Here is a 21,081-nt window from a genome sequence, read left to right as displayed (position 1 = left end):
CTCGTCAACAAGCCCGTCCAGCCGTTCGGCCAGGAACCGCCGCCGCCACTTGCGGACCGTGTCCGCGGCCACCCGCAGATCCCGGGCGACCGCGACGATCGACGGCACCTCCGGCCCCGAGCACGCCAGCACAATCCGTGCGCGCAGCGCCAGCGCCTGCGCCGACGTCGCCCGACGCGTCCACCGCTCCAACACCGCCCGCTCCTCATCAGAGAGCAGCAACGGCTCCAGTTTCGGGCCCCGACGTGGAACTGACGCACCAGCAGCAGAAGTCACACAAAAACTAACGATCAACTACTGGCGCAGGACACTAGCTCAGCGTCTTCAGCGCCGCCGCGTCGTACGGCTTCAGCTCCTCCAACCGGCCCCCCAGGACCTTCGCCGCCCACTCCGGGTCCTGGAGCAGCGCGCGACCGACGGCGACCAGGTCGAACTCGTCGCGCTCCAGGCGGTCGAGAAGTTCGTCGATGCCCTGGACCGGGGCGCCCTCGCCCACGAAGGCGCGGATGAAGTCGCCGTCGAGGCCGACCGAGCCCACGGTGATGGTGGGCCTGCCGGTGAGCTTCTTGGTCCAGCCCGCCAGGTTCAGGTCCGAGCCCTCGAACTCCGGGAGCCAGTAGCGGCGGGTGGAGGCGTGGAAGACGTCCACGCCGGCCGCGGCGAGCGGGGCCAGGATCGCCTCCAGCTCCTCCGGGGTCTCGGCGAGCCTCGCGTCATAGGCCTCCTGCTTCCACTGCGAGTAGCGGAAGATCACCGGGAAGTCGGGCGAGACGACCTCGCGGACCGCGGCCACGATCTCGGCCGCGAACTTCGTACGGGCCACGGGGTCGCCGCCGTAGGCGTCGGTACGGCGGTTCGTCCCCGCCCACAGGAACTGGTCGAGGAGGTAGCCGTGGGCTCCGTGCAGTTCGACGCCGTCGAAGCCGATGCGCTCGGCGGCCGCGGCGGCCTCGGCGAAGGCGCCGATGACGTCGTCCAGGTCGCCCTGGGTCATCGCCTTGCCGGAACTCTCGGTGCCGTCGAGACGGATGCCGGAGGGGCCGACGGCGGGGGCCTCGGCGTAGGGCGGGTCCCCCTGCTTGCGCACCATGCCGATGTGCCACAGCTGCGGCACGATTGTGCCGCCCGCCGCGTGAACGGCCTCGGCGACCTTCGCCCACCCCGCCAGCTGCTCCTCACCGTGGAACCGCGGCACACGGTTACTCTGCCCGGCCGACTCGTGGCCGACGTAGGTCCCCTCGGTGACGATCAGGCCCACACCCGCGGCGGCGCGACGGGCGTAGTACGACCGCACGTCCTCATCGGGGACGCCGCCCGGGGAGAACATGCGCGTCATCGGCGCCATCGCGATGCGGTTCGGGACGGTCAGGCCGTTCAGCGCGACGGGCCGGGACAGGATCTCGGCCGCGCGGGAGGCGGAGGACGCAGTGACGGTCACGGGGGCTCCTCGTAGGTACCAGACGGTATGTGCACATGCATTGAATGCAGTGCAGCCGTCAACCGTCGCGGCCGTCGCGGCATTCCGCCCGTCCGTCGAGCCGCCCTGTGATCCCGGACACGCGCCCAGAGCCAAAGGCGCTCAGTGCTCCCGAACCCGGGCACAGAGCGCCCACCCTGGTGATCCATTTCAAGGGCTGTTCCGACTGATCAGGCGATAATTGGGTGGCTGGCATCCATCGCTGTGCTGGGGTGGATGCCAGACGGAGCAGTCGTGTACGAACAGCACGCGGGGGCGAATTCGGTGAGCCGCTCCTGCCATGACTCATAGGTGGGAAGCGGCGGTTCGAGGCCGTGGAGGACGGCCGGCTGGCCAGGTGGTCCGAGGCGAAGTGGGATGCGAAGTCGTGGACCTGGCCGGCGAGGACCACGGTGCCGTCAGCGTCGACGCGAGCGCGTGGATCGGAGGCGAACACGTCCTGAGCGATGCCGAGACGCGCCGCAAGTCGGGGCGGATCGTAGACGTAGAGCAGGCCGCGCTCCCTGCCCGACTGCTCCAATCCGACAAGGTCGTCTTTCGGACAGTGGTCGAACACGTAGCTGACCGCGACGAGATCGACGTCGTCGTCCTCGGGGCAGTCGGGGATGTTGCGGCGCCGCAGCCAGATGCGGATCGCCTTCGAGCGCCGCGCAGACCCGCCTTCACCAGGCGACCTCCGAGCTGGCCGCCCTGTGCCGAAGCCTGCCGTGGAGCGTGGCACCCATGCCGGGCTGGCCCGGGACCGAGCACCCGCACACCGGTGTCGTGACCGGCGGCCGCGAGGTCAGTCCCGGGTGGACCGAAGACCAGAAGACCGCGGTAAAACGGCTGCGGAGGAGGGCGCCGACCTGTCGATCCGTGTCGCTGCGCACCCGTACTGCAAGACCGTGGACGGGGAGAAGCGCGTGGCGGAGCGGATGCGGCTGAAGCAGGCCACACGGCCGGCCGCCGCGCCCGTCGTCGACGTCGGCACCGCCGCTTGACCGGGCTGGCACCGTGATGTCCGAGTCCGTACCCGAGCTGTCGCCCCTCCAGAAGCTGCGCATCGTGGAGGCATACCAGGCGTACCAGCTCGGTCGGACCCGCGAGACGATCCGGCAGCTGGAGGCCGACGAGGCAACGGCGCTGAAGCGGGAGCGTGCCGCCCGCCAAGGGTCCTCGTGGAAGGTCGAGCCGTCCCGGGCCAAAGCGGACGACTTCGCGATCCTGCACCGCGGCGGCTGCCACATGTACCGGCACCCGATGGGCTGGCTGAACCTCGAGGAGGCACTGATCGCTCTGGAACTCCCCGATATCAAGCCCTGCGAGATCTGCAGGCCGGAGAGCGGGCTGGGCAGCTGATCGGCCGCCTGGTCCGCGTCCTGCTGCACGCCTCCGAGGTGGTGGTCTACGACGGCCGCACCGAAGTCGCCCGCCACGAGCGCCTGGACCTGGACCACTACCTGGAAGGACTCCTGCGCAAGCCCGGCGCACTGCCCGGGGCCACCGCGCTGGACCAGGCCCGGGCCGCGGGGAAGCGCACCTGCTGATCGCGTTGGGCACCGAAGCCGCGATGGCCGGGTTCCGGGTCAAGTACGTGCTGGCGACCAAGCTGGTCAACGAACGTGTGGAGGCCGCCGACGAGAAGGTACTGACCTAGACGATCGCCCGCTACGGACGGGTCGATCTCCTCTGTATTGATGAGCTGGGCTATATGGAGCTGGACCGGCGCGGGGTCGAACTGCTGTTCCAGGTTCTGACCAAGCGCGAGGAAAAGAACCCAAGACCTTCACCGACCCCCGGCTCTGCGCGGCCATCGTCGACCGCCTCACCTTCGGTGGCAACATCATTTGAGACCGGCAGTGACTCCTACCGGCTCGCTCACACCCGAGCCCGCGCTGAGCAGCAGCAGACCGCGAGTTGACCACCACGCCGCTGGGCATCTGATAGCGGCCAACAGGAATTCCCCAGGGACGGCCGGGTATGGCTCCCCGCAGACGGCCAGAAGTACAGTCGGTGACGAGCGAACCGGCTACTCGAACAGATGCCGGTGTGCTCTGCTCCAGGCGATCCTGTCGTCGAGTTCAGTCAGGAGCCCGTCGGCTACCCAGGTGGCTTGGGGCTCATGACCCTGGTCGGCCAGCCGACGCACGAGGTCGGCGTTGTCCTGCTGTCTTCCAATTACGGCGCTGACGATCCCGGCGATCGAGTCAAGACCGTACGCGGTACAGAAAACCTCCAGCCGCCGACGGCGGTCGGGCGGCGCCGGATAGCGCAGCCAGCGCAGGCACTCGGCGTCGTCGCGGAACGGAGCGACGTACTCCAGTGCGTAGGCCACGTCGTCCAGCCGCGGTGCTGGGCGGGCGAAGTCCCAGTCGATGATTCCCACCGGCTGGTCGCCCCGCCACACGACGTTCCAGGGGCCGAAGTCCCCATGGCAGACGGCCTCGTCGTCGCCGGAGCCGCCCACGTCTACGGACCAGGTCGCGCCCCGCGGGGGCGAGAAGCCGGCGCAGGCGTCGTGGTAATCACGCAGCAGCCGGGCGAAGTTCCGCAGGCCCTGGTCATCCACCACCTTGGCCCAGCCCGCGGCCCCGGAGTCACCCTCGATGAAGGACAGGACTTCACGCCCTTCCTCGTCGAATCCCAAGGGCCGGGGCGCATAGGCGAAGCCGACCTCCTCCAGGTGCCGCAGCAGCGCGTGAACGCTGGGTATCCACGGCTGGGCGGGCCTGCGGACGGTGTCACCGATCCGCACCACCCGACGATGGACACCGTCCTGCATCACTTCCCCACCGGCCACCCGATTCACGCTACCCAGCCACCTGAGCTCGCGGCACCTCGATTACCGTCAGCGACAAATGGCCGCCCGTGGGGAATCCCAACTGGCCGAGCCCGGTCGACCGCGCACGTCCGGGCAGCAAGCACCACGTCCTCGTCGACGGGCAGGGCATCCCGCTCGCCGTGTCGCTGACCGGCGGGAACCGCAACGACGTCACGCAGCTGATGCCCCTCCTCGCGAAGGTCCCGTCCGTCCCGGGCCTCGTCGGACGACCGCGACGGCGCCCCGACACCCTGCTCGGCGACCGGGGCTACGACCACGACACGTACCGCCGCCTCGTCCGGGCCCAGGGCATCAAACCGGTGATCGCCCGCCGCGGCGTTCCCGCACGGATCCGGACTCGGAGTCCACCGGTGGGTCGTCGAGCGCACGATCGCCTGGCTGCACGGCTTCCGACGACTTCGCGTCCGCTGGGAATGGCGGGACGACATCCACGAAGCCTTCCTCGGCCTCGCCACTTGCCTCATCACTCATCGGCACGTCCAACGCCTTTGTTAGGACCCCTAAGGGTTCCGTCTCATGAGGTCGGTGCCAAGGAGCCGCGACGGGCGAAGTCGTGGCCTTCTTCAGGAAGGACGACGAAGACCCCGGATCCAGAAGGGATCTCCACCGATGCTGTTCGCATGTGCGTGCCTTCCCTTCGCTAAGCAGCGTTCAGACGCTCAGGAACGCTCGCGCAAGGGCACCGTCAAAAACGCAGAAGAGTTACCGGTGGTCGGATGAGCCTTGTCGTCGGGAAAGGGCCAAGCTGCGTCGTTCTCGGTCGATCTCGGTCACGACGACCGTGACCTCGTCGCCGACCTGGACGACATCTGACGGAGCTTTCCCGCGCGTCCACGTGAGTTCTCGTAGGTGGACCAGTCCCCCGATTCCGTCGGCGACCTGGACGAAGACGCCGAACGGGACCAGTTTGGTGATCTGTCCGTGCAGTTTCTGCCCCACCGCGATGCCGTCGGCGAATGCTTGGAAGGGGTCCGGCTGCGTCGCTCGCAAGGACAGCCTGGCCTCCAGGTTCCATGTGTCGAACTGGAGGAACTCACAGGAGAGGCGCTGTCCGACTTGCACGACGTCGGAGGCTGCTTCGATGCGCCGCCAGGACAGTTCGGGGATCGTGATGAACCCGCGCCGGGGAAGACTGGGTGGCCGGGGCCATCGTCCAGCACCACGACACACGCCGAACCTTTCGATCGCTGTGACGGTGCCGGAAAGGAGCTCGCCGTAGTGCAGTGATTCCAGGAACGCCCGGAGTTCTGGGTTCTCAGACGGTCCGCCCATCATGCTTCCAGCCTTTCACGAGAAGCAACGCACTGGGCAGGAGGTGTGGTCACGCTGCAGCCTTGAGAGGATGTCCGCCCCAGCGAATGTCTTTCTCGCTTCGGATACGGCCCGCTCGCGGCGTTCGGCGGCCAGGACGTCACGGTGGCGGGTGTTGGCGTTGCGCCAGCGCAGGTAGGCGTGCAGGGCCCGGATCTGCACGGTGTGGTTGGGGTGGTGGGAGTTGGCGATGATGAACTGTCGCAGCGGGCCGAAGTGGGCCTCGATCGGGTTCGCCCACGAGGCGTAGGTCGGGGTGAAGCACAACTCGACCTTGTGCTTCTTCGCCCAGCGACGGATGTCGGTGCCCTTGTGGGCGGACAGGTTGTCCATGATCACGTAGATCGGTGCGCCGTCGGGCCGGGCGGCGCGGATCGACTTCAGCGCGGCCAGCGTGTTCGCGGCACCCTTCTTGCAGCGGTTGACGCCCCACAGGCGGTCGTCGCCGACCGAGTAGCAGCCGTGGAAGTAGCGCACCCCGTGGGTGCGGTGGTAGGTGGCCGGCATCCGGTCGGGATGTTTCCGCTCGGCCCAGTGCGAGCCTGCGGTGGGCCGGATTCCGAGCGGGCCGAACTCGTCGAAGGTGAACACCTGTCGGCGTACTCGCCTATGTGGCCGCGTACGGATGAACGTGCAGGGTTCCTGAGGTGCTGAGGTTCGGGATTCGGCACTCTGCTGCCTGTTGGTCGAGGTCGCAGAGATGGGGTGGCCGTGGTCCTGGATCCGCAGCGCTGGCTGGAACTACGGCGTTTTCGTGGCCTGGTCGAGTCCGGAGCCATGAGCCTGACCGAGGTCGCCAAGGAGACCGGCCTGAACTGGCGTACGGTCAGCAAGTATCTGTCAGCCGACGGACCCGCCTCGCCTCCGCGCCGGTCGCCGAACGGCCGGTCCCGGGCCAGAGTGATCGACGAGTTCGCGCCGCTGGTCGACTCCATGCTGCGGGCGGAGATCCTGATGAAGGCCGCCGTGATCCACGAGCGGCTCGCCCAGGAGTACGGGTTCACCGGCAACTACCAGCGACCAAGTTCTACGTCCAGGAGCCCGGCCCCGGATCGCCGAGGAACTCGGCATCACGCCGAAAGAGCTGGCGGGCATGCACCGCCGCTTCGAGGTCATCCCCGGCGCCCAGGCCCAGGTCGACTGGGGCGACGAAGGGAAGATTCTCGCCCACATGGGCATCTCGAAGGTCTACTCCTTCCACATGACTGTCGTACTCACGCGACCCGTTCTGCTGCTTCACCACCAGCCAGGACCTGCAGACCTTCTTCGACTGCCACCGCCGCGCGTTCGCTCACTTCGGCGGGGTCCCGATGACGATCGTCTACGACCGCACCAAGACCGTCGTCCGACGCCACGTCGCCCCAGGTGAGGCGGTCCCGCTGCACCCGGAAGCGGTCGGATTCGCCGGCCACTACGACTTCGACATCGACGTCCTGGCTGCCTACCGGCCCACCGGGAAAGGACGCGTCGAACGCCAGGTGCTCATCGTCCGCGACCACGTCCTGTCAGGCCGGGCCTTCACTTCCATCGAAGAGATGGACGCGGCCTTCGCCGCATGGGTGCTGCAACGGCGGGCCCAGATCCACAAGACACACTGGGAGGTCATCGGCGAACGGGCGGCCCGCGACCACGCGGCCCTCAAGCCACTACCGCCCACCCCCTATCTGGTGGCCGAACGACATCTGCGGCCCGTCGGCAAGGACTGCCTGGTCGCCTTCGGCGGCAACCTCTACTCGGTGCCCGCACGCCGAGTCCGCCCCCGCCAACTGGTCGAGATCCGGGCCACGAAGTCACAGATCATGCTGCACTCGACCGCCGCGGACGCCAATGGCGAGACGCTGCTGGCCACACACCCTCGGGCGATCGGCCGCGGCGTCCGGGTCGTCGAGGAGACCCACTGGGACGGATTGCCTACCGGCAAGGGCCGCCGCACCACCACCGGCGACGTCCCCCAGCCCCGGCGCGAACGTCCTCTGGGCGAGGAGGCCGGACCGCTGCAGGCCCTACTGAACCGGGCTGCCGCCACCCGCATCCAGGTTGGCCGCCGTCCGCTGTCGGTCTATGACGAGCTGACTGGCACTCGTCCCTTCACCACCCGTCCGAGCACGAGGGAAACGTCTTGAGCGAGCTGGTCTCCACCCGCATCCGCAACACGGCCGGCAAACTCGGCCTGCCCCACCTGACCGAGACCATCAACGAGTACATCCGGCGGGCTGACGAAGGAAAGATGGGCTATCTCGACTTCCTCGACCTGGTGCTATCGGAGGAACTCGCCGTCCGTGACGACCGCCGGTTCCGCCAGGGCCTGCGGCTGTCCCGGCTGCCGCACCACAAGACGATGGACGAGTACGACTTCTCCTTCCAGCCCGACCTGGACCCGCGCAAGGTCAAGGACCTCGCCACCTTGTCCTTCGTCGAAGCCAAGGCCAATGCCGCCCTGCTCGGGCCGCCCGGCGTCGGCAAGACACACATCGCTGTCGCCCTGGCGGTCGCGGCCTGCCGGGCTGGCTACTCCGGCACCTACCTGCGGCCCAGCGTTCTCGTGGTCGACGAGGTCGGCTACCAGCCCCTCGAACGAGCCGAAGCGAACCTGGTCTTCCAGGTCATCTCCAAGCGCTACGAGAAGGGCTCGATCATCCTGACCTCGAACAAGACCTTCAGCGAATGGGGCCAGGTCTTCGGCGACGAGGTCCTCGCCACCGCCATCCTCGACCGCCTTCTCCACCACTGCGAGGTCATCTCCATCAACGGCCCCAGCTACCGGCTGAAGAACCGCCTCAAGGCCATCGAGCGAGAGAACGACGTGGCCTGACCGGCCGCGTTCATCCCGCCGGGTCCTCGCCCGGCGGGATGAACGCGTCGGCGCCATCAGCATCCTCGACATGCCCCTGGGCATCGACCGTGATGGCCGTCGCCCGCCCCTGCGACGTGATGAGCCAGGCCAGCACCTGTTCCGTCAGCGGCGTTCCCCCTGGGCCCTCGTCCTTCCAGTGCACCTGCCACCCTCCACCAGGCACTGCGGCCACGACCTGGTCGGCTCGCTCCAGATGGGAGAAGTCCTCGTAGTCCGTCACCGGACGCAGGGCACCGCGCTTGGGATCGACGACCAGAGCCGTCCCGGTCGCCTGGTCCCAGCCCTCTACACGCACCATGCGGCCGATCTCGGTGTCGGTGCCGTTGAAGATCGCGGTCCAGCCGGTCTGATTGAAGTAGCGAAGAGACACCGCCTCATCATCTCGAACAACGACACTCGCGCTTCACCGGTCTCCTTGCTCTGCACGTTCGTCCGTACGCGGCTCTGCACATAGGCGGCCCTGGCAAGATTTCCGTGAGACTGGGGTGTGCCACCGTGCGCCGGTGACGCTCCGTCACGAGTAGCGGCAGTGTCGTCGAGTGTGATGACCTCGTACGGATCATGTCTCCGCAGCTGGATGCGGTGCGGGTGGAGCGGGTGTGGTCGGCGGGCGGCGTGGTTCGCATCGCTGCCCGTACCCGCGAGTTGATGGTGGCGTGTCCGGACTGCGGTCGCGAGTCGTCGCGGGTGCACAGCCGGTATCCCCGCACACTGGCCGACGTTGCTGTCGGTGGCCGCCCGGTGCTGATCAGTCTGACGGTGCGGCGGTTGTTCTGTGACGGCCCGGACTGCGGTCGGCGGACGTTCGCCGAGCAGGTAGAGGGGCTGACGGAGCGCTACCAGCGGAGAAGCCCGTTGCTGCAGCATCTGGTGGAGATGGCCGGGGTTTTGATCGCCGGCCGTGGCGGGGCCCGGCTCCTGCACATCTTGAAGGTCCCGCTGTCGCGGACGAGTGTGCTGTTCCAGCTGATGCGCTTGCCACTGCCCTCGGTCGCGACACCGCGGGTGCTGGGCGTGGACGACTTCGCGCTGTTCGCGGGCGTCTACGGCACGCTGCTGGTGGATGCCGATACGCGGCTGCCGATCGAGTTGTGGGCCGGGCGCGATGCCGAGCAGCTGGCCGCCTGGCTGCGCACGCACCCCGGCGTCAAGGTGGCGTGCCGGGACGGCTCGCTGGTCTATCGGCAGGGCATCACCGACGGAGCCCCAGACGCAGTGCAGGTCAGCGACCATTTTCACCTCTGGCAGGGGCTGTCGAAACGGGTCTCGGACGTCGCCGCGGCCCACCGCGGCTGCCTGTCCGCCGCAGTACCTGAATCCGAACCGGCCGCATCACCACCGTCGGCAGAACTGTCCGAGGCGGCTGGTACTCCCGCCCGCCGCCACGCCAAGCGGGTGTTCGAGGCGGTGCACGCTGTCTCCGGCACCGGCCGCTCGCTCAGCGCCATAGCCCGAGAGCTCGGCCTGAACCGACGCACCGTGGCCAAGTACGCACGCGCTGCCTCCTGGCAGGAGTGCGTACGACGCACTCCGCCCCGCCGATCCACGAGCCTCGACCCGTACCTGGAGTACTTGCGTCAACGCTGGGAGGAAGGCGAGCACACTGCGACAGTGCTGCACCAGGAGATCGTCGCCAAGGGCTACTGCGGCCACTACCAGAGAGTCAAAATGGCCATCGCGCCGCTGTGTCGCGGTCTGCCGATCGACACACCACGCGAGCGACCACCCTCGCCCCGCCAGGTCGCCCGGTGGATCACCACCACACCGTCCCGGCGTGGCCTACACGCCACCGAGGCACTCCGGCGGCTGCTTGAGCACTGCCCGGAGCTGGGCCGAACCCACGACCTGGTTCGGCAGTTCGCGGCCATGCTCGACGCCCGCGACGCCGCCGTGTTGCCGGACTGGCTTGAGCACCTCGCGGCCTCCCGCCTCCCTGCCTTGGCCAGCCTGGCCAAGGCTATCCGCGAGGATCAGCACGCAGTCGTGCAGGGGATCACCACTCCGTTCAACTCCGGCGTCAACGAAGGCCGGATCACGGATCTGAAGCTCCAGAAGAGGATCATGGCCGGCCGTGCCGGAGTTCCGCTCCTCCGCCACCGTGTCATCCTCATGGCCGGACTCCGACGCCGCTACTCGTGACGGAGCGTCACCGGCGCACGGTGGCACACCCCAGTCTCACGGAAATCTTGCCAGGGCCCGTTCACGTGTACGCCGACAACCCCCGGTCCGGGAAGCGGTGACGGACCTCCTCGATCCGGTCCAGCTTCGTCTCGCGGTCCGGGTCGGGGGACTCCTTCCGCGTCTTGGTGCGCTGGAAGGTGACGCCGCAGCGGGCGAGCAGGCCGCGTAACGTCTCGCGGCCGATGAGGATCACCCGGCCGTGGACTTTGCGCAGGTAGGCGACGAGTTTGCGCAGCGACCACCGGGTGAAGGGCTGGCCGAGCTTGGTGGGGCGGGTGGTGGCCGTCTGGACGACGAAGTCCTCGTCGTCACGACTGAGCAGGCGGGGACTGCCTCCCGCCCACCTAGGGTCCAGGCAGGCCAGGCCGAGCTCGTTGAACCGGTGGATCACATCGTGCACGGTGTCCTCGGCGGCCTGCACCAGCTTGCGATCACCGGCACCCGGTTCCCGCCGGCGGAGGCCAACAGCATCATCGCGCGCCGGTAGCGCACGGGGCTGGTGCTGCGGCGCACGATCTGCTTGGTCATCCTGCCGTTGTCGCTGGCCCTGCTGGATTGGCTGCTGCGGGGTTGCATGCTTCGGCGCCGAACCTGGCGGCGGGCGGCACCACCGGTGGACCGAAATCACCAGCCGCGACCTCACCGCCTTCAGGCCGCTATGTGAACTCCCGCCACCTGTGCACCGTAGGAAGTCTCGCGGTGCCACGCGCCGGTGCGCCATGCCAGGTCGGGCGGGAGCCGCTCATGGTGCGTGCCTTGTGCCTGGCCCTACAGAAGAGCCGCACCCTTTGGTGAAGAGGGAGTTTGCGGCGTTCCACGCGCGAGGAAGTCCGAACTCGGCCAGGCCGCGGATCAGGTCGCGAAGGGTCTCGTCGGTAGCGCCGTTCGTGCGTGCGAGAACGGCGTGCAGGCGCAGGGATTCGCCCAGGGTTTGATAGAGGACGTCCACGGTCAGGCAGGCGATGGCCCGTTCGCGGGTGGTCAGGTGCGGGCGGGTCCAGCGTTGGGCGAGTTGGTCTTCGGTGAAGGCGGCCAGGCCGGGGTCCACCCCTTCCAGATCGCGGACCAGGTGGGCCAATGGCCCGGTGAGGGGTTCGGGTTCGACTGGCGTGGTGTCCTTTGCTTCGGGGAGGCCGAGCTCGGTCAGGCGCTGGAACGCGGAGACGAGGATGGGGTAGCCGACGTAGGGCGCCAGGTGGCGGTAGAGCTCCCTGACGGCCTCGGGTTCGACCCCGTTGGCCAGGGCCATCTGAACGTGCATGGCCAGGGGCAGGTCAAGGTGGGGGTGGCACAGGTCGGCGGTGAGGCAGACGAAGGCCTTCTCCCGCATCGTCAGGTTGGCCAGGCCCCACAGGTTGTGGCCCGCGCCCACGGCGAGCTGGGCGAAGACGGGGTCGAGCGCGGTCAGGGCGTCGGCTCCGGCGAACTGGGTCATCGTGTGCTCCGTTCAGGACAGGCCCAGCACGCGCAGGCGCAGGCGGTCGAGGGCGTACTGGGGGACGACGCGGCCGAGCGTGCTCATCAACCGCGACTTCTTGCCGACCGGATAGCGGGAACGCGGCTTGCGCGCGGTCAGGGCGTGCAGGACGGCGCGAGCGACCACGTCGGGACTGGAGCCGGAGCGTTCCTCCTTCAGACCGCTGGTGACCATGGTCCGGTAGGCGGTGCCGTACAAGCGTCTGCCCTCGTCGCCGATGGCCTCCAGTCGTGGCTCGACCTCGCCTTCGAGCTTGTCGACGGCGGAGGTGTGGATGGAGCCGGGCTCGATGAGGACCGCGCGGATGCCCCAAGGTCTGACCTCCATGCGCAGCGCGTCGTTCAGCGAACGGATGGCGTGCTTGGACGAGCAGAGCGGACCCCCGAACGGGAGGGTGATCCAGCTGCCGACGGAGCCGACGGTGACGACGCGGCCTTGGGACTCGCGCAGCTTGGGCAGCATCGCCTGGGTGACCGCGATCTGGCCGAACACGTTGACCTCGTACTGCCGGCGCAGCGTGTCCAGGGAGACGAACTCCAAGGGGCCCGTGACCCCGACGCCCGCGTTGTTGACCAGCGCGTACAGGCGGCCGATCGCGTCCGCCGCCGCCGCGATCTGACCCGGGTCCGTGACGTCCAGCGTGATCGGCGTGACGGTCGCGCCCAGGGCGACGCCGTCGGATTCCTTGCGTACTCCCGCGAAGACGGTGAAGCCCTCGCGCGCCAGCATCAGTGCGGTGGCCCGGCCGATTCCGGTGGACGCGCCGGTGACCAGCACTGTCTTCGATCGTTCGGTCATGGCCGGAACCCTAGGAAGATCGCCATGGTGTGCGCGTCCGTCACGTGACTGATGAGTGTCCTGCGCGCATCAGTCATCCGACGCAGACGGTCCGCAAGGGCTCTGGCCTGGCGCCTCCACCATCGGCTGATCAATGATCGGACAGCGGACGTCTCTGCGTGCTGGTGTGTGGCGCACGGACATCAGTCAGGTGACGGAAGCGGCGAGAACTCCCCCTGGCTAGCGTTGGCGGCATGGAGCTGATCAACGATCACCTGGCGGTCAAGGCGCGGGTGCTGCCCACAACCGACGACGGCTTTCTCGTGCTGGCTGGCGAGGTCGGCGCCTGGCGCGGCCACCTCGCCTCCCCTCCCGCGCGGCTGCCCGCCCAGCTCAAGGCCCTGACCGCGCATGTCGAGGCGCGCGAGGCGCATGTGTTCCGCGCCGTCCTGCGCACGCCCGGTGAGGGCGACGAACTGCTGGCCGCCCGAGGCATCCGCCCGGCGCGTTATGACGTCGTCGTGCTGATCCGCACCGAGTCCGTGGACGCCTCGCGGGCACTGCGCGAGAGAGCCGCGTACAAAGAGCTGGCCGACACCATGAGCGCGGCGGCGCGCAGGACCCACCAGTTCGCCGCAGGCAACGCCGGACGGCTCGGCGACGTGGACCATGGTCAGGACCATTGCTTCCTGTTCAACTACTTCTACGCCGACGATCGCGAGACCCTGCTGAAGGTGTGGGAGTACACCGCCGGGTGGTTCCAGGTCAAGACCGCGCTGCCCAACTCCGCGTTGATGCGGCCGCTGGAGGGCGAGCCCGCCGATTACGGGCTCGTCAACCACGCGAGCTGGCCGAACTGGCGGGCCTTCCTGCCCAGCCTGATCTTCCGGCCCACCTTCCGCCGGTTCGTGCTGGCCAATTTCAAGGCCAATGGCATCGCCGCCCAGCCCATCATCTACCGCCGGGTGTGACCCGCCGTTCGTTCATGCCCGCTCTCAGGTCACACCGGCTCTTAGGTCACCCCCGGCAGCCTGATCAGCTCGGCGCGGGAGGAGACGCCCAGCTTGGGGAACGCCTTGTACAGGTGCGACGCGACCGTGCGCGGGCTCAGGAACAACTGCGTGCCGATCTCGCGGTTGGATGCGCCGGTCACGGCCAGCCGTACCACCTGGAGCTCTTGGGGTGTCAGCACGGACAGCGGATCTCCGGTGGCCGAGCGGTCGGACAACGACTGGCCGGTGGCGCGCAGCTCGGCGGCCGCGCGGGCAGACCAGGGGGCCGCGCCGAGCCGGTCGAACGCCTCCATGGCGGCCTGGAGCTGGGCCCGTGCCTCCGCGCGCCGTCTGTGGCGGCGCAGCCACTCCCCGTAGGCCAGCCGGGTCCGTGCCTCCTCGAAGGGCTGCCGCCCCTCGGCGTGCACGGCCAGCGCCCGCACGTAGAGGTCCCCGGCGGCGCTCTCCTTGGCCAGGAGCGCGCGGACCCGGTGGAGGATGGCGAGCGGTGTGGGCTGGCCGGTGGCTTGCGCCCACTCGGTGTAACATCTCAGCCGATTTCGCGCACGCTGCGGATGCCCCAACCGGACGGCCGCCTCGATGTAGTCCGGCCAGGCATACCGCCACAGGAAGGCATGCCGTGTAGGGCCGGAAATCGCCCTTTCCATCCGGTCGAGCACCGCGTCGTAGCGGCCCAGCCCGAAGTCGAGGGTCGCCAGTGCGCACGCCGCCCAGCAGGCCGCCGGCATCCACCGGTGGTGATCGGCGTCCTGGATCGCCTGCTCCGCCATGGCCTCGCACTCCTCCTCGTTGCCGGCGACCGCCGACAGCCAGGCGTGCACGCCCGCCGCGTAGTCGCGCCACATCGGCTGGCCGACATCGGAGGCGAGGGTCATGCCCGTGGTCACCGTGGCTCGCGCGGACTGGTGCCGGCCATCGAGGAGCTGGGCGATGGAGAGGAGCGTCAAAGCCTCGGGCATACGTCCCGGTCGTCCCTCTGCCCGGCAGTCCTCGGTGAGCCTGGCTGCCTCGTCGTGCATGCCTTTGTGGTCGGCGCGGGCGAGAGCCTGGAAGGTCATAAGGAACCGCAGCTCACCCGGCATGCGCTCGGCCTGCTCAGCAATGGGGTAGGCGATCGTAGTCACGTCGTCGCCTTCCAGGATCAGGCGGAAGGCGCGGTTGATCGTGCGTATGACCGACGCCAGCCCCTCGCCGTCCGGGCAGAGCTCCTCGGTACGGCGGGCCAGCGCGGGCTGGTCGGGGTGTGTGGCACTGGCCCAGGTGTAGTAGCCCGCGAGACCCAGCAACGACAACTTGATGGGTAGGCCATCGGCCACCACGGCCCCTTCGTGCAGCAACCGCACGGCTTGCAGCGGGCGGCCCGCCTCCACCTCCAGCTTCGCGCGTACGTAGGCGAGCTCGGCCACCACCGCTCCCGGCAACGTCAACGCCTTGGCCCGTTGCCGCGCCTTGTCCACCAGCTCACCCGCGCGTCGCCACAGACCGGCCTCGGCCGCGGCCAACGCGGCGGCCGTCCACCGGCGTACGGCCTCGGCGGGATCGACGGACAGCTCGGCAGCACGCGCGAAGGCCGCCGACACCGCCGTCTGTCCGCCCCGGCACCGCGCGCGAACCGCCATGCTCTCCAGCTCAGCCGCGACGTCCTCGTCCGGCCGCAGGGTGACGGCGGCCAGGTGCCAGGCGCGGCGGTCGTCGTCGGACGCCTCGGCCAGCGCCCGATGCGCGGCCATCCGGTCGGCGATGTCGCAGGACACCAGCACCGCGGTACGCACCAGCGGGTGGTGGAACGCGACGCCGCCCGGACCCACCCGGGCCAGACCCGCGCGTTCGGCGTCGGCGACGTCGGCCAGCGAGGCGCCGAGCAGACCGACCGCCCGCGCGAGCACGTCCAGCCCGTCGTGGTGATCGAGCGCCGCCACCAGCAGGCAGGAACGGGCGGCGCGGGAGAGCGCCGCGACCCGATCACGGAAACCGACCAGCACCCGATCCGTCACCGGCTGCGCCGTACCGAGGGAGAAGAACAGCGGCAGGAGGACGCCCTTGCGCTGCTCGGGAGTGAGCATGCGGGGCAGTTCGATCAGCGCGAGAGGGTTGCCTCGGGCCTCGGTGACGAGCTGGGCGCATACTGCGGACGGCAGGTCCGCCGCCCGTTCGGCGAGGAGTTTCCGGGAGGCGTCGGCGTCCAGTTCACCCAGCCGCAACTCGGGCAATCCTCGCGCGGGAAACTCGCCCTCCCGGGCGGCGAACAGGACGGCGACGGGCTCGGCGTGCAGGCGGCGCGCGGCGAACAGCAGCGCGTCGGCCGACTCACCGTCCAGCCATTGAGCGTCGTCCACCAGGCACACCACCGGGCCCTCCGCCGACAGCTCCACCAGCAGGCTCAGCGTCGCGAGCCCGACGAGGAAACGGTCTCCCCGGGTATCGCCGCCGAGGCCCAGCGCTCCTCGCAACGCCTCCGCCTGCTGCGGCGGCAGCACCTCGATGTGATCGAGAACGGGACGCAGCAGCAGATGCAGAGCGGCGAACGGCAGGTCGGCCTCGGACTCGACACCGGTCACCCGCAGCACGCGGGCGCGTGCGTTCGTGGCGGCGTACTCCAGGAGCGCCGACTTGCCGATCCCCGCCGCACCGCACACGACCAGAACGCCATACCGGCTCTCCAGCAGCTCATCGACGACGGACTGCTCCACCTGACGCCCGTACAACATGGCACTCCTACGCGTATCCGTCATGACGTGCGAAGACAGGCGCCGCTCGCATTATCGATACCGTCCGCCGTTCTCAGCATCTGACCGGCTACGACCTGTCGACATCGGCTTGAAGGATGAGTTCACCCTCGATGTGGCGATGCCGGTCACCCGCGCGCAGTTCGAACAGGTCGACCCGGCACGAGCAATGGCCGGCGGCAGCACCCGCAAGCTCCGTTATGAACGCCGCGGTTGCTCGGTGGCCTGTGCACAGGACGCCGGCACGGCCTGGGCGATCTGTTCGGGCTGTTCGGGCTGTTCGGGCTGTTCGGGCTGTTCGGGCTGTTCGGCGACCGTAGTGTGACTGGCGGCCAGTTCGAGCACGCGCAGGTGCGGCCGGTCGGCGGTGAGGAGGGCGCGCGCCGGTCAGCAGCGGTGCGACCGCGTCCCGGTGCAGCAGGGTGCCGCCCAGCCGTGCAGCAGCAATACGGGAGTTCCGTGGCCCCGTGGTCGCGGACGGCGAGCTGGACCGGACTGTTATCGATGGTCAGATCTTGTGATGGCACGAGTGCTCTCCAGGGGGCGATCAAGCCGGTCGCGGATGGAAGAGGTGGTGGCGCCGCCGTCGGGATGCTTGTCGAGCTTGCCCGTTTGATCAGGTCTTGGACACCTTGCCCGGTGATGCCGAGCATCGCCCCCGCCGTGGAGTACGGCACGGCCACCGCCACGGGGTGGCCGGTCGTACGGACCACGGCCCGTCCCAGCGCGGTACGCCACCACGATGCGGGCGGGTGGAAGGGCGCGTCGCCTGGGAACAGCACCCCGACGAGCCGAGCGGCGGTCAAGGTGGCCCGCTCCGGGTCGGCGCCGACCAGTTGGGCCGCCCAGACCTCGGCCTCCACCCGCAGCCGTGCCCTGATCGGGCCGAGGAGCTCATCAGAAGCCAGCAGAATCTCCAGCGGGCCGAGAATCCGCGTCTCCAGTATCCGGACCAGCTCGGTCACCAGCTCGACATGGTCATCCGTGGTCGTCACTTGACGGAAGACAGCAAGTACTTGCCCCCGAGTGTCAAGTAGTGCCGCCTTCCATGCGTCTGACAGGCGAATGCTGGCGGTGGTCGGGGGCCAAGTACAGCTACTAGGCGCCGCGTGCGGCCTTGACCACGTCGGTGTTGCCTTGGCCCCAGGTGGCGGTCATGACGACCTTCTCGATCTTCCAGGTGCCGTCGATGCGGAGGACTTCGAAGCGGTAGTTGCCGCCGATGGTCCACAGCGGGTCGCCGTAGGGGTCGGATCGGCGGTGGGTGGAGTGGAAGGCCGCGGTCAGCGTTCCACGGTCGCCGTCGGTCTCGACGAGGTGGTTGCCCAGCAGGTGCTGGGTCGCCTCGAATTCGGCGAAGAGGGGCGCCCATGCCTTGGTGACGTCGGGTGGGGTGACCACGTCTGGTTCACCGCCCCAGAAGCTGGTGAAGTCGAGGGTGACCTTGGGGGCGAAGACGGTCTCGAAGGTCTCCCAGTCGTGGGTGTCGACTGACCACATCATCCGGGTGCACAGGTCGATGATGTCGGCGCGGTCTTGCAGGTTCATGCTCGTACTCCTTGGCCGATGGGGGCGATGGGGTCGATGGGCAGCAGCCCGTGTTGGTCGAAGACCTTGCGGGCGATGGACATGGCGGCCAGCACCCGGGGGAAGCCGGCGTAGGGAGCTGCCTGGATGACGGCTTCGACGAGCTCGGCCGGTGTGATCCCGACGGCAAGGGCCGAGTTCAGGTGCGCCCTGATCTGCGGCCCGGCGTCCCCCAGCGCGATCAGAACGCCGAGGATGACCAGCTCGCGCCGGCCGGGATCCAGGCCCGGCCGGGCGTGGATGTCGCCGTAGGCGAACTCCACCGCCAATCGCGACAGATCGGGTGCGATGTCGGCGAGCTCGTCATACACCTGGCGCCGGGTTTCGCCCGGCCCGCCGAGCTCGGCCTGGCGCGCGGCGCCTCGCAGGTAGCGTTCGTTCACGAGGAAGAGCCTGCGGCCCGACTGTGGTGTTCTCCCAGGCCCGGGTTGTACGGGTACTGCCAGTACCACCCTCAAGGGCATACTGGCCCGTATGGACCAGCTTGGGGAGTTCCTGCGGAGCCGCAGGGCGCGCGTGAGCCCTCAAAGCCTGGGTCTGCGCGGCGGAGCACGCCGCCGGGTGCCCGGTCTGCGCCGTGAGGAACTGGCCCAGCTCGCCGGAATCAGCGTGGAGTACTACCAGCGCCTGGAACAGGGCCGGGCCGCCAACCCCTCGACGGAGGTACTGGACGCCATCGCCACGGCGCTTTCACTGGACGAGGCGGAACGCGCGCACCTGGGAACTCTCGCGCATCCGGTGCGCGGCCGGGACGCGCGGGCTGCCGCTGAGGTCCGAAGCGAGCTTCGACGCATGCTCGACCTGATGGAGCGGATCCCAGCCCTGGTCATCAACGACCGCTTCGACCTGCTGGCCGCCAACCGGCTGGCGAGCGAACTGTTCCCTGACGTGGCGAACCTGGCCCGGCATCTCTTCCTGGATTCCGCCGCCCGTTCGCTCTACCTCGAATGGTCCGACGTCGCAGCGGCGACGGCGGCTCAGCTCCGGCTCACCGCCGCTCGCTACCCCGCGGACCGTGAACTGACGGCTCTGATCGAGGAACTCAAGCGCTCCAGCGACGCGTTCGACACCTACTGGGCCAGCGGGGACGTCGAGATCCGTTCCTCGGGCACCAAGCGCCTACGCCATCCGTCAGCGGGCGTGCTGACGCTCAGCTACGAGAATTTTGACGCTCCCGGCGATCCCCGCCAGCGTCTGGTCGCGTTCACCGCAGAGCCTGGCAGCCCGACCGATGCCACCCTGCAACTCCTCACAACCCGCCCGACCATCGACTCGTGACACCCAGAACCGGGAGCACTCAACCTGCCTGACGCCTCGTCGGGCAGGGCGGACCGGTGGTGCTGGTGACCAACGCCACTGACACCCCCTGGACGAGCATCTCGAACGGGCCGGGCTCACCGGCTTCGCGACGCCGTGGTCAGCAGCGCCCGCGTCGGCGTGGCCAAGCCGGACCGGCACATCTACGAGATCGCCGCGCAGGTCGCCGGTGCCGCGCCGGACCGGTGCCTGTTCGTGGACGACAGGCTGGAGGACGTCCAGGCCACGCGGTCGTTCGGCATGACCGGCGTGCCCTTTTTCGAACGGCGGCGGACCTCGCCGCCGCACTCACGTAGCGGGCGTGGCGGCGGCCGGGCCGACGCCCCCTTCCTCGCGGGGCGTGTGGGCCGGATCACCTGCCAGGACTGTCACGCCGCCCCGGGCTGTCCCCGTCTAGACGTCGACATGCTTCCCTGCAGGAGGATCACCATGGTTTCCCTCGACGACACATCGCAGACCGAGGCCGCCGAACCGGTGCGCAAGCGCCGGCGGCGCAGGCTCCGCTGGTTCCACTGGCTGGCGGCCGCGACGGCACTGCTGGTGACCGCGATGCTGGTCGGCGCGTACGTCTGGCAGCCGGGCGAGGACGGCCGGACCTTCCGCTCGCCCTACCTCGCCCAGGTCGGCTCCCGCTACGCCGACACCCCGGTCGCCCGCTTCCACTACGTCAAGGCCGGAACGGGCTCACCGGTGATCCTGCTCTCGCCCGGCGGCACCTCGGTCATCGGCTGGAAGGACCAGCTCGACGCCCTGGCCCGCGACCACACCGTGTACGTCGTCGACCTCCCCGGCCAGGGCTACACCCAGGTCAAGGACTCCGGCTTCGACTACGACCTGGACGCCATGGTCTCCGCCGTCGGCACGTTCATGGACACTGTGGGCGTCCGGCAGGCCGCCATGGCGGGCAACTCCTGGAGCGGCGGCTGGGCCCTCGCGTTCGCCCAGCGCCACCCCGGCCGCGTCACCAAACTGGCGCTGCTGGACGCCACCGGCCTGGACCTGCCGGGCACCTGGATGTGGGAAGCCCTGAAGATCCCCGTCGTCGGCGAGCTGGCCGTCAAGCTGTCCGCCGGCAAGTCCACCGTCCGCCGCCTGGCCGAGGGCATGATGGTCAACAAGTCACGCGTCACCGACCAGCTGCTGGACGAGTGGTGGGCACCGATGACCTTCCACGACAACATCCGCGCCACCTACCTGCTGGAACGCCGCCTCGACTGGGCACAGACCGAACGCGCCCTCCCCACCACCACGACCCCGACCCTGGTGGTGTGGGGCAGGCAGGACACCGTCCAGCCCGTCGACCGCGCCCACCGCTTCGCCGAACTGCTGCCCAACGAGCAACTTCAGATCCTGGACGGCTGCGGCCACGCCCCCCAACTGGACTGCCCCGACCCGGTCAGCCGCCACCTCCGAACCTTCTTCGCAGACTCGTGATCACAGCTGATGATCTGCGGGGGTGTGTCAATTTAACGGCTCTGTTCCGTAGTCGGTGGTGACGGTGCGTTCTCCTTATTGGAGGAGGATGCGGTGACGGAGG

19 protein-coding genes and 7 pseudogenes are annotated in these 21,081 nt (G+C 69.0%); 12 read left to right on the top strand and 14 right to left on the bottom strand.

What is annotated here, in order from left to right; genetic code table 11:
• The 3 genes and pseudogenes from IE198_RS33895 to IE198_RS35975 all read right to left on the bottom strand — a co-directional run.
• Positions 1-222, bottom strand: a 222-nt coding sequence (locus IE198_RS33895; RefSeq protein WP_189893747.1) for a helix-turn-helix domain-containing protein, incomplete at its 3' end; no start/stop codon positions are given.
• An 88-nt stretch (positions 223-310) separates the two neighbouring features.
• Complete coding sequence (locus IE198_RS33890; RefSeq protein WP_189893745.1) at positions 311-1,438, bottom strand: NADH:flavin oxidoreductase; 1,128 nt, start codon at positions 1,436-1,438, stop codon at positions 311-313.
• Between the two features lie 189 nt (positions 1,439-1,627).
• Positions 1,628-1,877: pseudogene (locus IE198_RS35975) on the bottom strand (hypothetical protein); the annotation flags it as partial.
• Between the two features lie 281 nt (positions 1,878-2,158).
• On the opposite strand from IE198_RS35975, the pseudogene IE198_RS37050 reads away from it, so the two are divergent.
• From IE198_RS37050 to IE198_RS33870, 4 genes and pseudogenes are all read left to right on the top strand, one after another.
• A pseudogene (locus IE198_RS37050) lies at positions 2,159-2,460 on the top strand (DUF8825 domain-containing protein).
• A 16-nt stretch (positions 2,461-2,476) separates the two neighbouring features.
• Positions 2,477-2,818, top strand: coding sequence for a DUF6233 domain-containing protein (locus IE198_RS33880; RefSeq protein ID WP_189893766.1), 342 nt, complete (start codon positions 2,477-2,479; stop codon positions 2,816-2,818).
• Positions 2,812-3,000 (top strand): annotated as a pseudogene (locus IE198_RS33875) (IS21 family transposase); the annotation flags it as partial. The gene IE198_RS33880 and the pseudogene IE198_RS33875, both read left to right, overlap by 7 nt.
• Positions 2,982-3,380, top strand: a pseudogene (locus IE198_RS33870) (ATP-binding protein); the annotation flags it as partial. The pseudogenes IE198_RS33875 and IE198_RS33870, both read left to right, overlap by 19 nt.
• Positions 3,381-3,488: 108 nt before the next feature.
• Here IE198_RS33870 and IE198_RS33865 read toward each other — a convergent pair.
• Positions 3,489-4,259, bottom strand: a complete 771-nt coding sequence (locus IE198_RS33865; protein WP_229834803.1) for a phosphotransferase enzyme family protein — start codon at positions 4,257-4,259, stop codon at positions 3,489-3,491.
• A gap of 71 nt (positions 4,260-4,330) precedes the next feature.
• Here IE198_RS33865 and IE198_RS33860 point away from each other — a divergent pair.
• Positions 4,331-4,796 (top strand): annotated as a pseudogene (locus tag IE198_RS33860) (IS5 family transposase); the annotation flags it as partial.
• Positions 4,797-5,003: 207 nt separating this feature from the next.
• Here IE198_RS33860 and IE198_RS36865 read toward each other — a convergent pair.
• The 3 genes and pseudogenes from IE198_RS36865 to IE198_RS37000 all read right to left on the bottom strand — a co-directional run bounded on the left by IE198_RS36865 (position 5,004) and on the right by IE198_RS37000 (position 6,855).
• Positions 5,004-5,573 (bottom strand): S1 RNA-binding domain-containing protein, encoded by a 570-nt coding sequence (locus IE198_RS36865; protein WP_229834811.1) that lies wholly within the window; start codon positions 5,571-5,573, stop codon positions 5,004-5,006.
• A 49-nt stretch (positions 5,574-5,622) separates the two neighbouring features.
• A pseudogene (locus IE198_RS33850) lies at positions 5,623-6,206 on the bottom strand (transposase); the annotation flags it as partial.
• Positions 6,207-6,639: 433 nt separating this feature from the next.
• Positions 6,640-6,855: a hypothetical protein gene (locus IE198_RS37000; RefSeq protein WP_444545432.1), complete on the bottom strand. Its 216-nt coding sequence runs from the start codon at positions 6,853-6,855 to the stop codon at positions 6,640-6,642.
• Here IE198_RS37000 and IE198_RS33845 point away from each other — a divergent pair.
• Positions 6,818-7,735 (top strand): Mu transposase domain-containing protein, encoded by a 918-nt coding sequence (locus IE198_RS33845; RefSeq protein ID WP_444545433.1) that lies wholly within the window; start codon positions 6,818-6,820, stop codon positions 7,733-7,735. The genes IE198_RS37000 and IE198_RS33845 overlap by 38 nt on opposite strands.
• Positions 7,732-8,424, top strand: a complete 693-nt coding sequence (locus tag IE198_RS33840) for an ATP-binding protein (protein ID WP_189893737.1) — start codon at positions 7,732-7,734, stop codon at positions 8,422-8,424. The genes IE198_RS33845 and IE198_RS33840 overlap by 4 nt, the downstream gene beginning before the upstream one ends.
• Positions 8,425-8,434: 10 nt before the next feature.
• Here the strand turns inward: IE198_RS33840 and IE198_RS33835 are convergent, their stop codons facing one another.
• Positions 8,435-8,836, bottom strand: coding sequence for a hypothetical protein (locus IE198_RS33835; protein WP_189893735.1), 402 nt, complete (start codon positions 8,834-8,836; stop codon positions 8,435-8,437).
• 191 nt (positions 8,837-9,027) lie between these two features.
• Here IE198_RS33835 and IE198_RS33830 point away from each other — a divergent pair, with 191 nt between their 5' ends.
• Complete coding sequence (locus IE198_RS33830; RefSeq protein WP_189893733.1) at positions 9,028-10,605, top strand: ISL3 family transposase; 1,578 nt, start codon at positions 9,028-9,030, stop codon at positions 10,603-10,605.
• Positions 10,606-10,687: 82 nt separating this feature from the next.
• On the opposite strand, the pseudogene IE198_RS33825 reads toward IE198_RS33830, so the two are convergent.
• The 3 genes and pseudogenes from IE198_RS33825 to IE198_RS33815 form a co-directional block, all read right to left on the bottom strand.
• Positions 10,688-11,223 (bottom strand): annotated as a pseudogene (locus IE198_RS33825) (helix-turn-helix domain-containing protein); the annotation flags it as partial.
• Between the two features lie 166 nt (positions 11,224-11,389).
• Positions 11,390-12,082 carry a carboxymuconolactone decarboxylase family protein gene (locus IE198_RS33820; protein WP_189893731.1) on the bottom strand — a complete coding sequence of 231 codons (693 nt, stop codon included), beginning with the start codon at positions 12,080-12,082 and terminating at the stop codon, positions 11,390-11,392.
• Positions 12,083-12,094: 12 nt separating this feature from the next.
• On the bottom strand, positions 12,095-12,922 hold the full coding sequence (locus IE198_RS33815) for an SDR family oxidoreductase (protein WP_189893729.1): 828 nt from the start codon (positions 12,920-12,922) through the stop codon (positions 12,095-12,097).
• Between the two features lie 233 nt (positions 12,923-13,155).
• On the opposite strand from IE198_RS33815, the gene IE198_RS33810 reads away from it, so the two are divergent.
• Positions 13,156-13,872 (top strand): hypothetical protein, encoded by a 717-nt coding sequence (locus IE198_RS33810; protein ID WP_189893727.1) that lies wholly within the window; start codon positions 13,156-13,158, stop codon positions 13,870-13,872.
• A gap of 41 nt (positions 13,873-13,913) precedes the next feature.
• On the opposite strand, the gene IE198_RS33805 is transcribed toward IE198_RS33810, so the two are convergent.
• The gene (locus IE198_RS33805; protein WP_189893725.1) at positions 13,914-16,622 is read right to left on the bottom strand and encodes a LuxR C-terminal-related transcriptional regulator; all 2,709 of its coding nucleotides are present in this window, start codon (positions 16,620-16,622) and stop codon (positions 13,914-13,916) included.
• Between the two features lie 22 nt (positions 16,623-16,644).
• Here IE198_RS33805 and IE198_RS33800 point away from each other — a divergent pair, with 22 nt between their 5' ends.
• Positions 16,645-16,965, top strand: coding sequence for a hypothetical protein (locus IE198_RS33800; protein ID WP_189893723.1), 321 nt, complete (start codon positions 16,645-16,647; stop codon positions 16,963-16,965).
• A 773-nt stretch (positions 16,966-17,738) separates the two neighbouring features.
• On the opposite strand, the gene IE198_RS33795 is transcribed toward IE198_RS33800, so the two are convergent.
• Entirely contained in the window at positions 17,739-18,188 is a 450-nt protein-coding gene (locus IE198_RS33795) for a nuclear transport factor 2 family protein (RefSeq protein ID WP_189893721.1), read from the bottom strand.
• Positions 18,185-18,610, bottom strand: a complete 426-nt coding sequence (locus IE198_RS33790; protein WP_229834800.1) for a carboxymuconolactone decarboxylase family protein — start codon at positions 18,608-18,610, stop codon at positions 18,185-18,187. The genes IE198_RS33795 and IE198_RS33790 overlap by 4 nt, the downstream gene beginning before the upstream one ends.
• Positions 18,611-18,701: 91 nt before the next feature.
• Between IE198_RS33790 and IE198_RS33785 the strand changes: the two genes are divergently transcribed.
• Positions 18,702-19,505, top strand: coding sequence for a helix-turn-helix domain-containing protein (locus IE198_RS33785; protein ID WP_189893717.1), 804 nt, complete (start codon positions 18,702-18,704; stop codon positions 19,503-19,505).
• A gap of 135 nt (positions 19,506-19,640) precedes the next feature.
• The gene (locus IE198_RS33780) at positions 19,641-20,978 is read left to right on the top strand and encodes an alpha/beta fold hydrolase (protein ID WP_189893715.1); all 1,338 of its coding nucleotides are present in this window, start codon (positions 19,641-19,643) and stop codon (positions 20,976-20,978) included.
• Positions 20,979-21,081 lie beyond the last annotated feature (103 nt).

The sequence above is a fragment of the Streptomyces xantholiticus genome (assembly GCF_014651015.1).
GTDB lineage: Bacteria > Actinomycetota > Actinomycetes > Streptomycetales > Streptomycetaceae > Streptomyces > Streptomyces xantholiticus.
This window is presented reverse-complemented; position numbering and strand designations above follow the sequence as displayed.

Coding starts and splice junctions, on each gene's coding strand:
- IE198_RS33880 (WP_189893766.1), top strand. CDS start 2,477: ATGTCCGAGTCCGTACCCGAGCTGTCGCCCCTCCAGAAGCTGCGCATC.
- IE198_RS36865 (WP_229834811.1), bottom strand. CDS start 5,573: ATGGGCGGACCGTCTGAGAACCCAGAACTCCGGGCGTTCCTGGAATCA.
- IE198_RS33830 (WP_189893733.1), top strand. CDS start 9,028: ATGTCTCCGCAGCTGGATGCGGTGCGGGTGGAGCGGGTGTGGTCGGCG.
- IE198_RS33820 (WP_189893731.1), bottom strand. CDS start 12,082: ATGACCCAGTTCGCCGGAGCCGACGCCCTGACCGCGCTCGACCCCGTC.
- IE198_RS33815 (WP_189893729.1), bottom strand. CDS start 12,922: ATGACCGAACGATCGAAGACAGTGCTGGTCACCGGCGCGTCCACCGGA.
- IE198_RS33810 (WP_189893727.1), top strand. CDS start 13,156: ATGGAGCTGATCAACGATCACCTGGCGGTCAAGGCGCGGGTGCTGCCC.
- IE198_RS33805 (WP_189893725.1), bottom strand. CDS start 16,622: ATGTTGTACGGGCGTCAGGTGGAGCAGTCCGTCGTCGATGAGCTGCTG.
- IE198_RS33800 (WP_189893723.1), top strand. CDS start 16,645: ATGACGTGCGAAGACAGGCGCCGCTCGCATTATCGATACCGTCCGCCG.
- IE198_RS33795 (WP_189893721.1), bottom strand. CDS start 18,188: ATGAACCTGCAAGACCGCGCCGACATCATCGACCTGTGCACCCGGATG.
- IE198_RS33785 (WP_189893717.1), top strand. CDS start 18,702: ATGGACCAGCTTGGGGAGTTCCTGCGGAGCCGCAGGGCGCGCGTGAGC.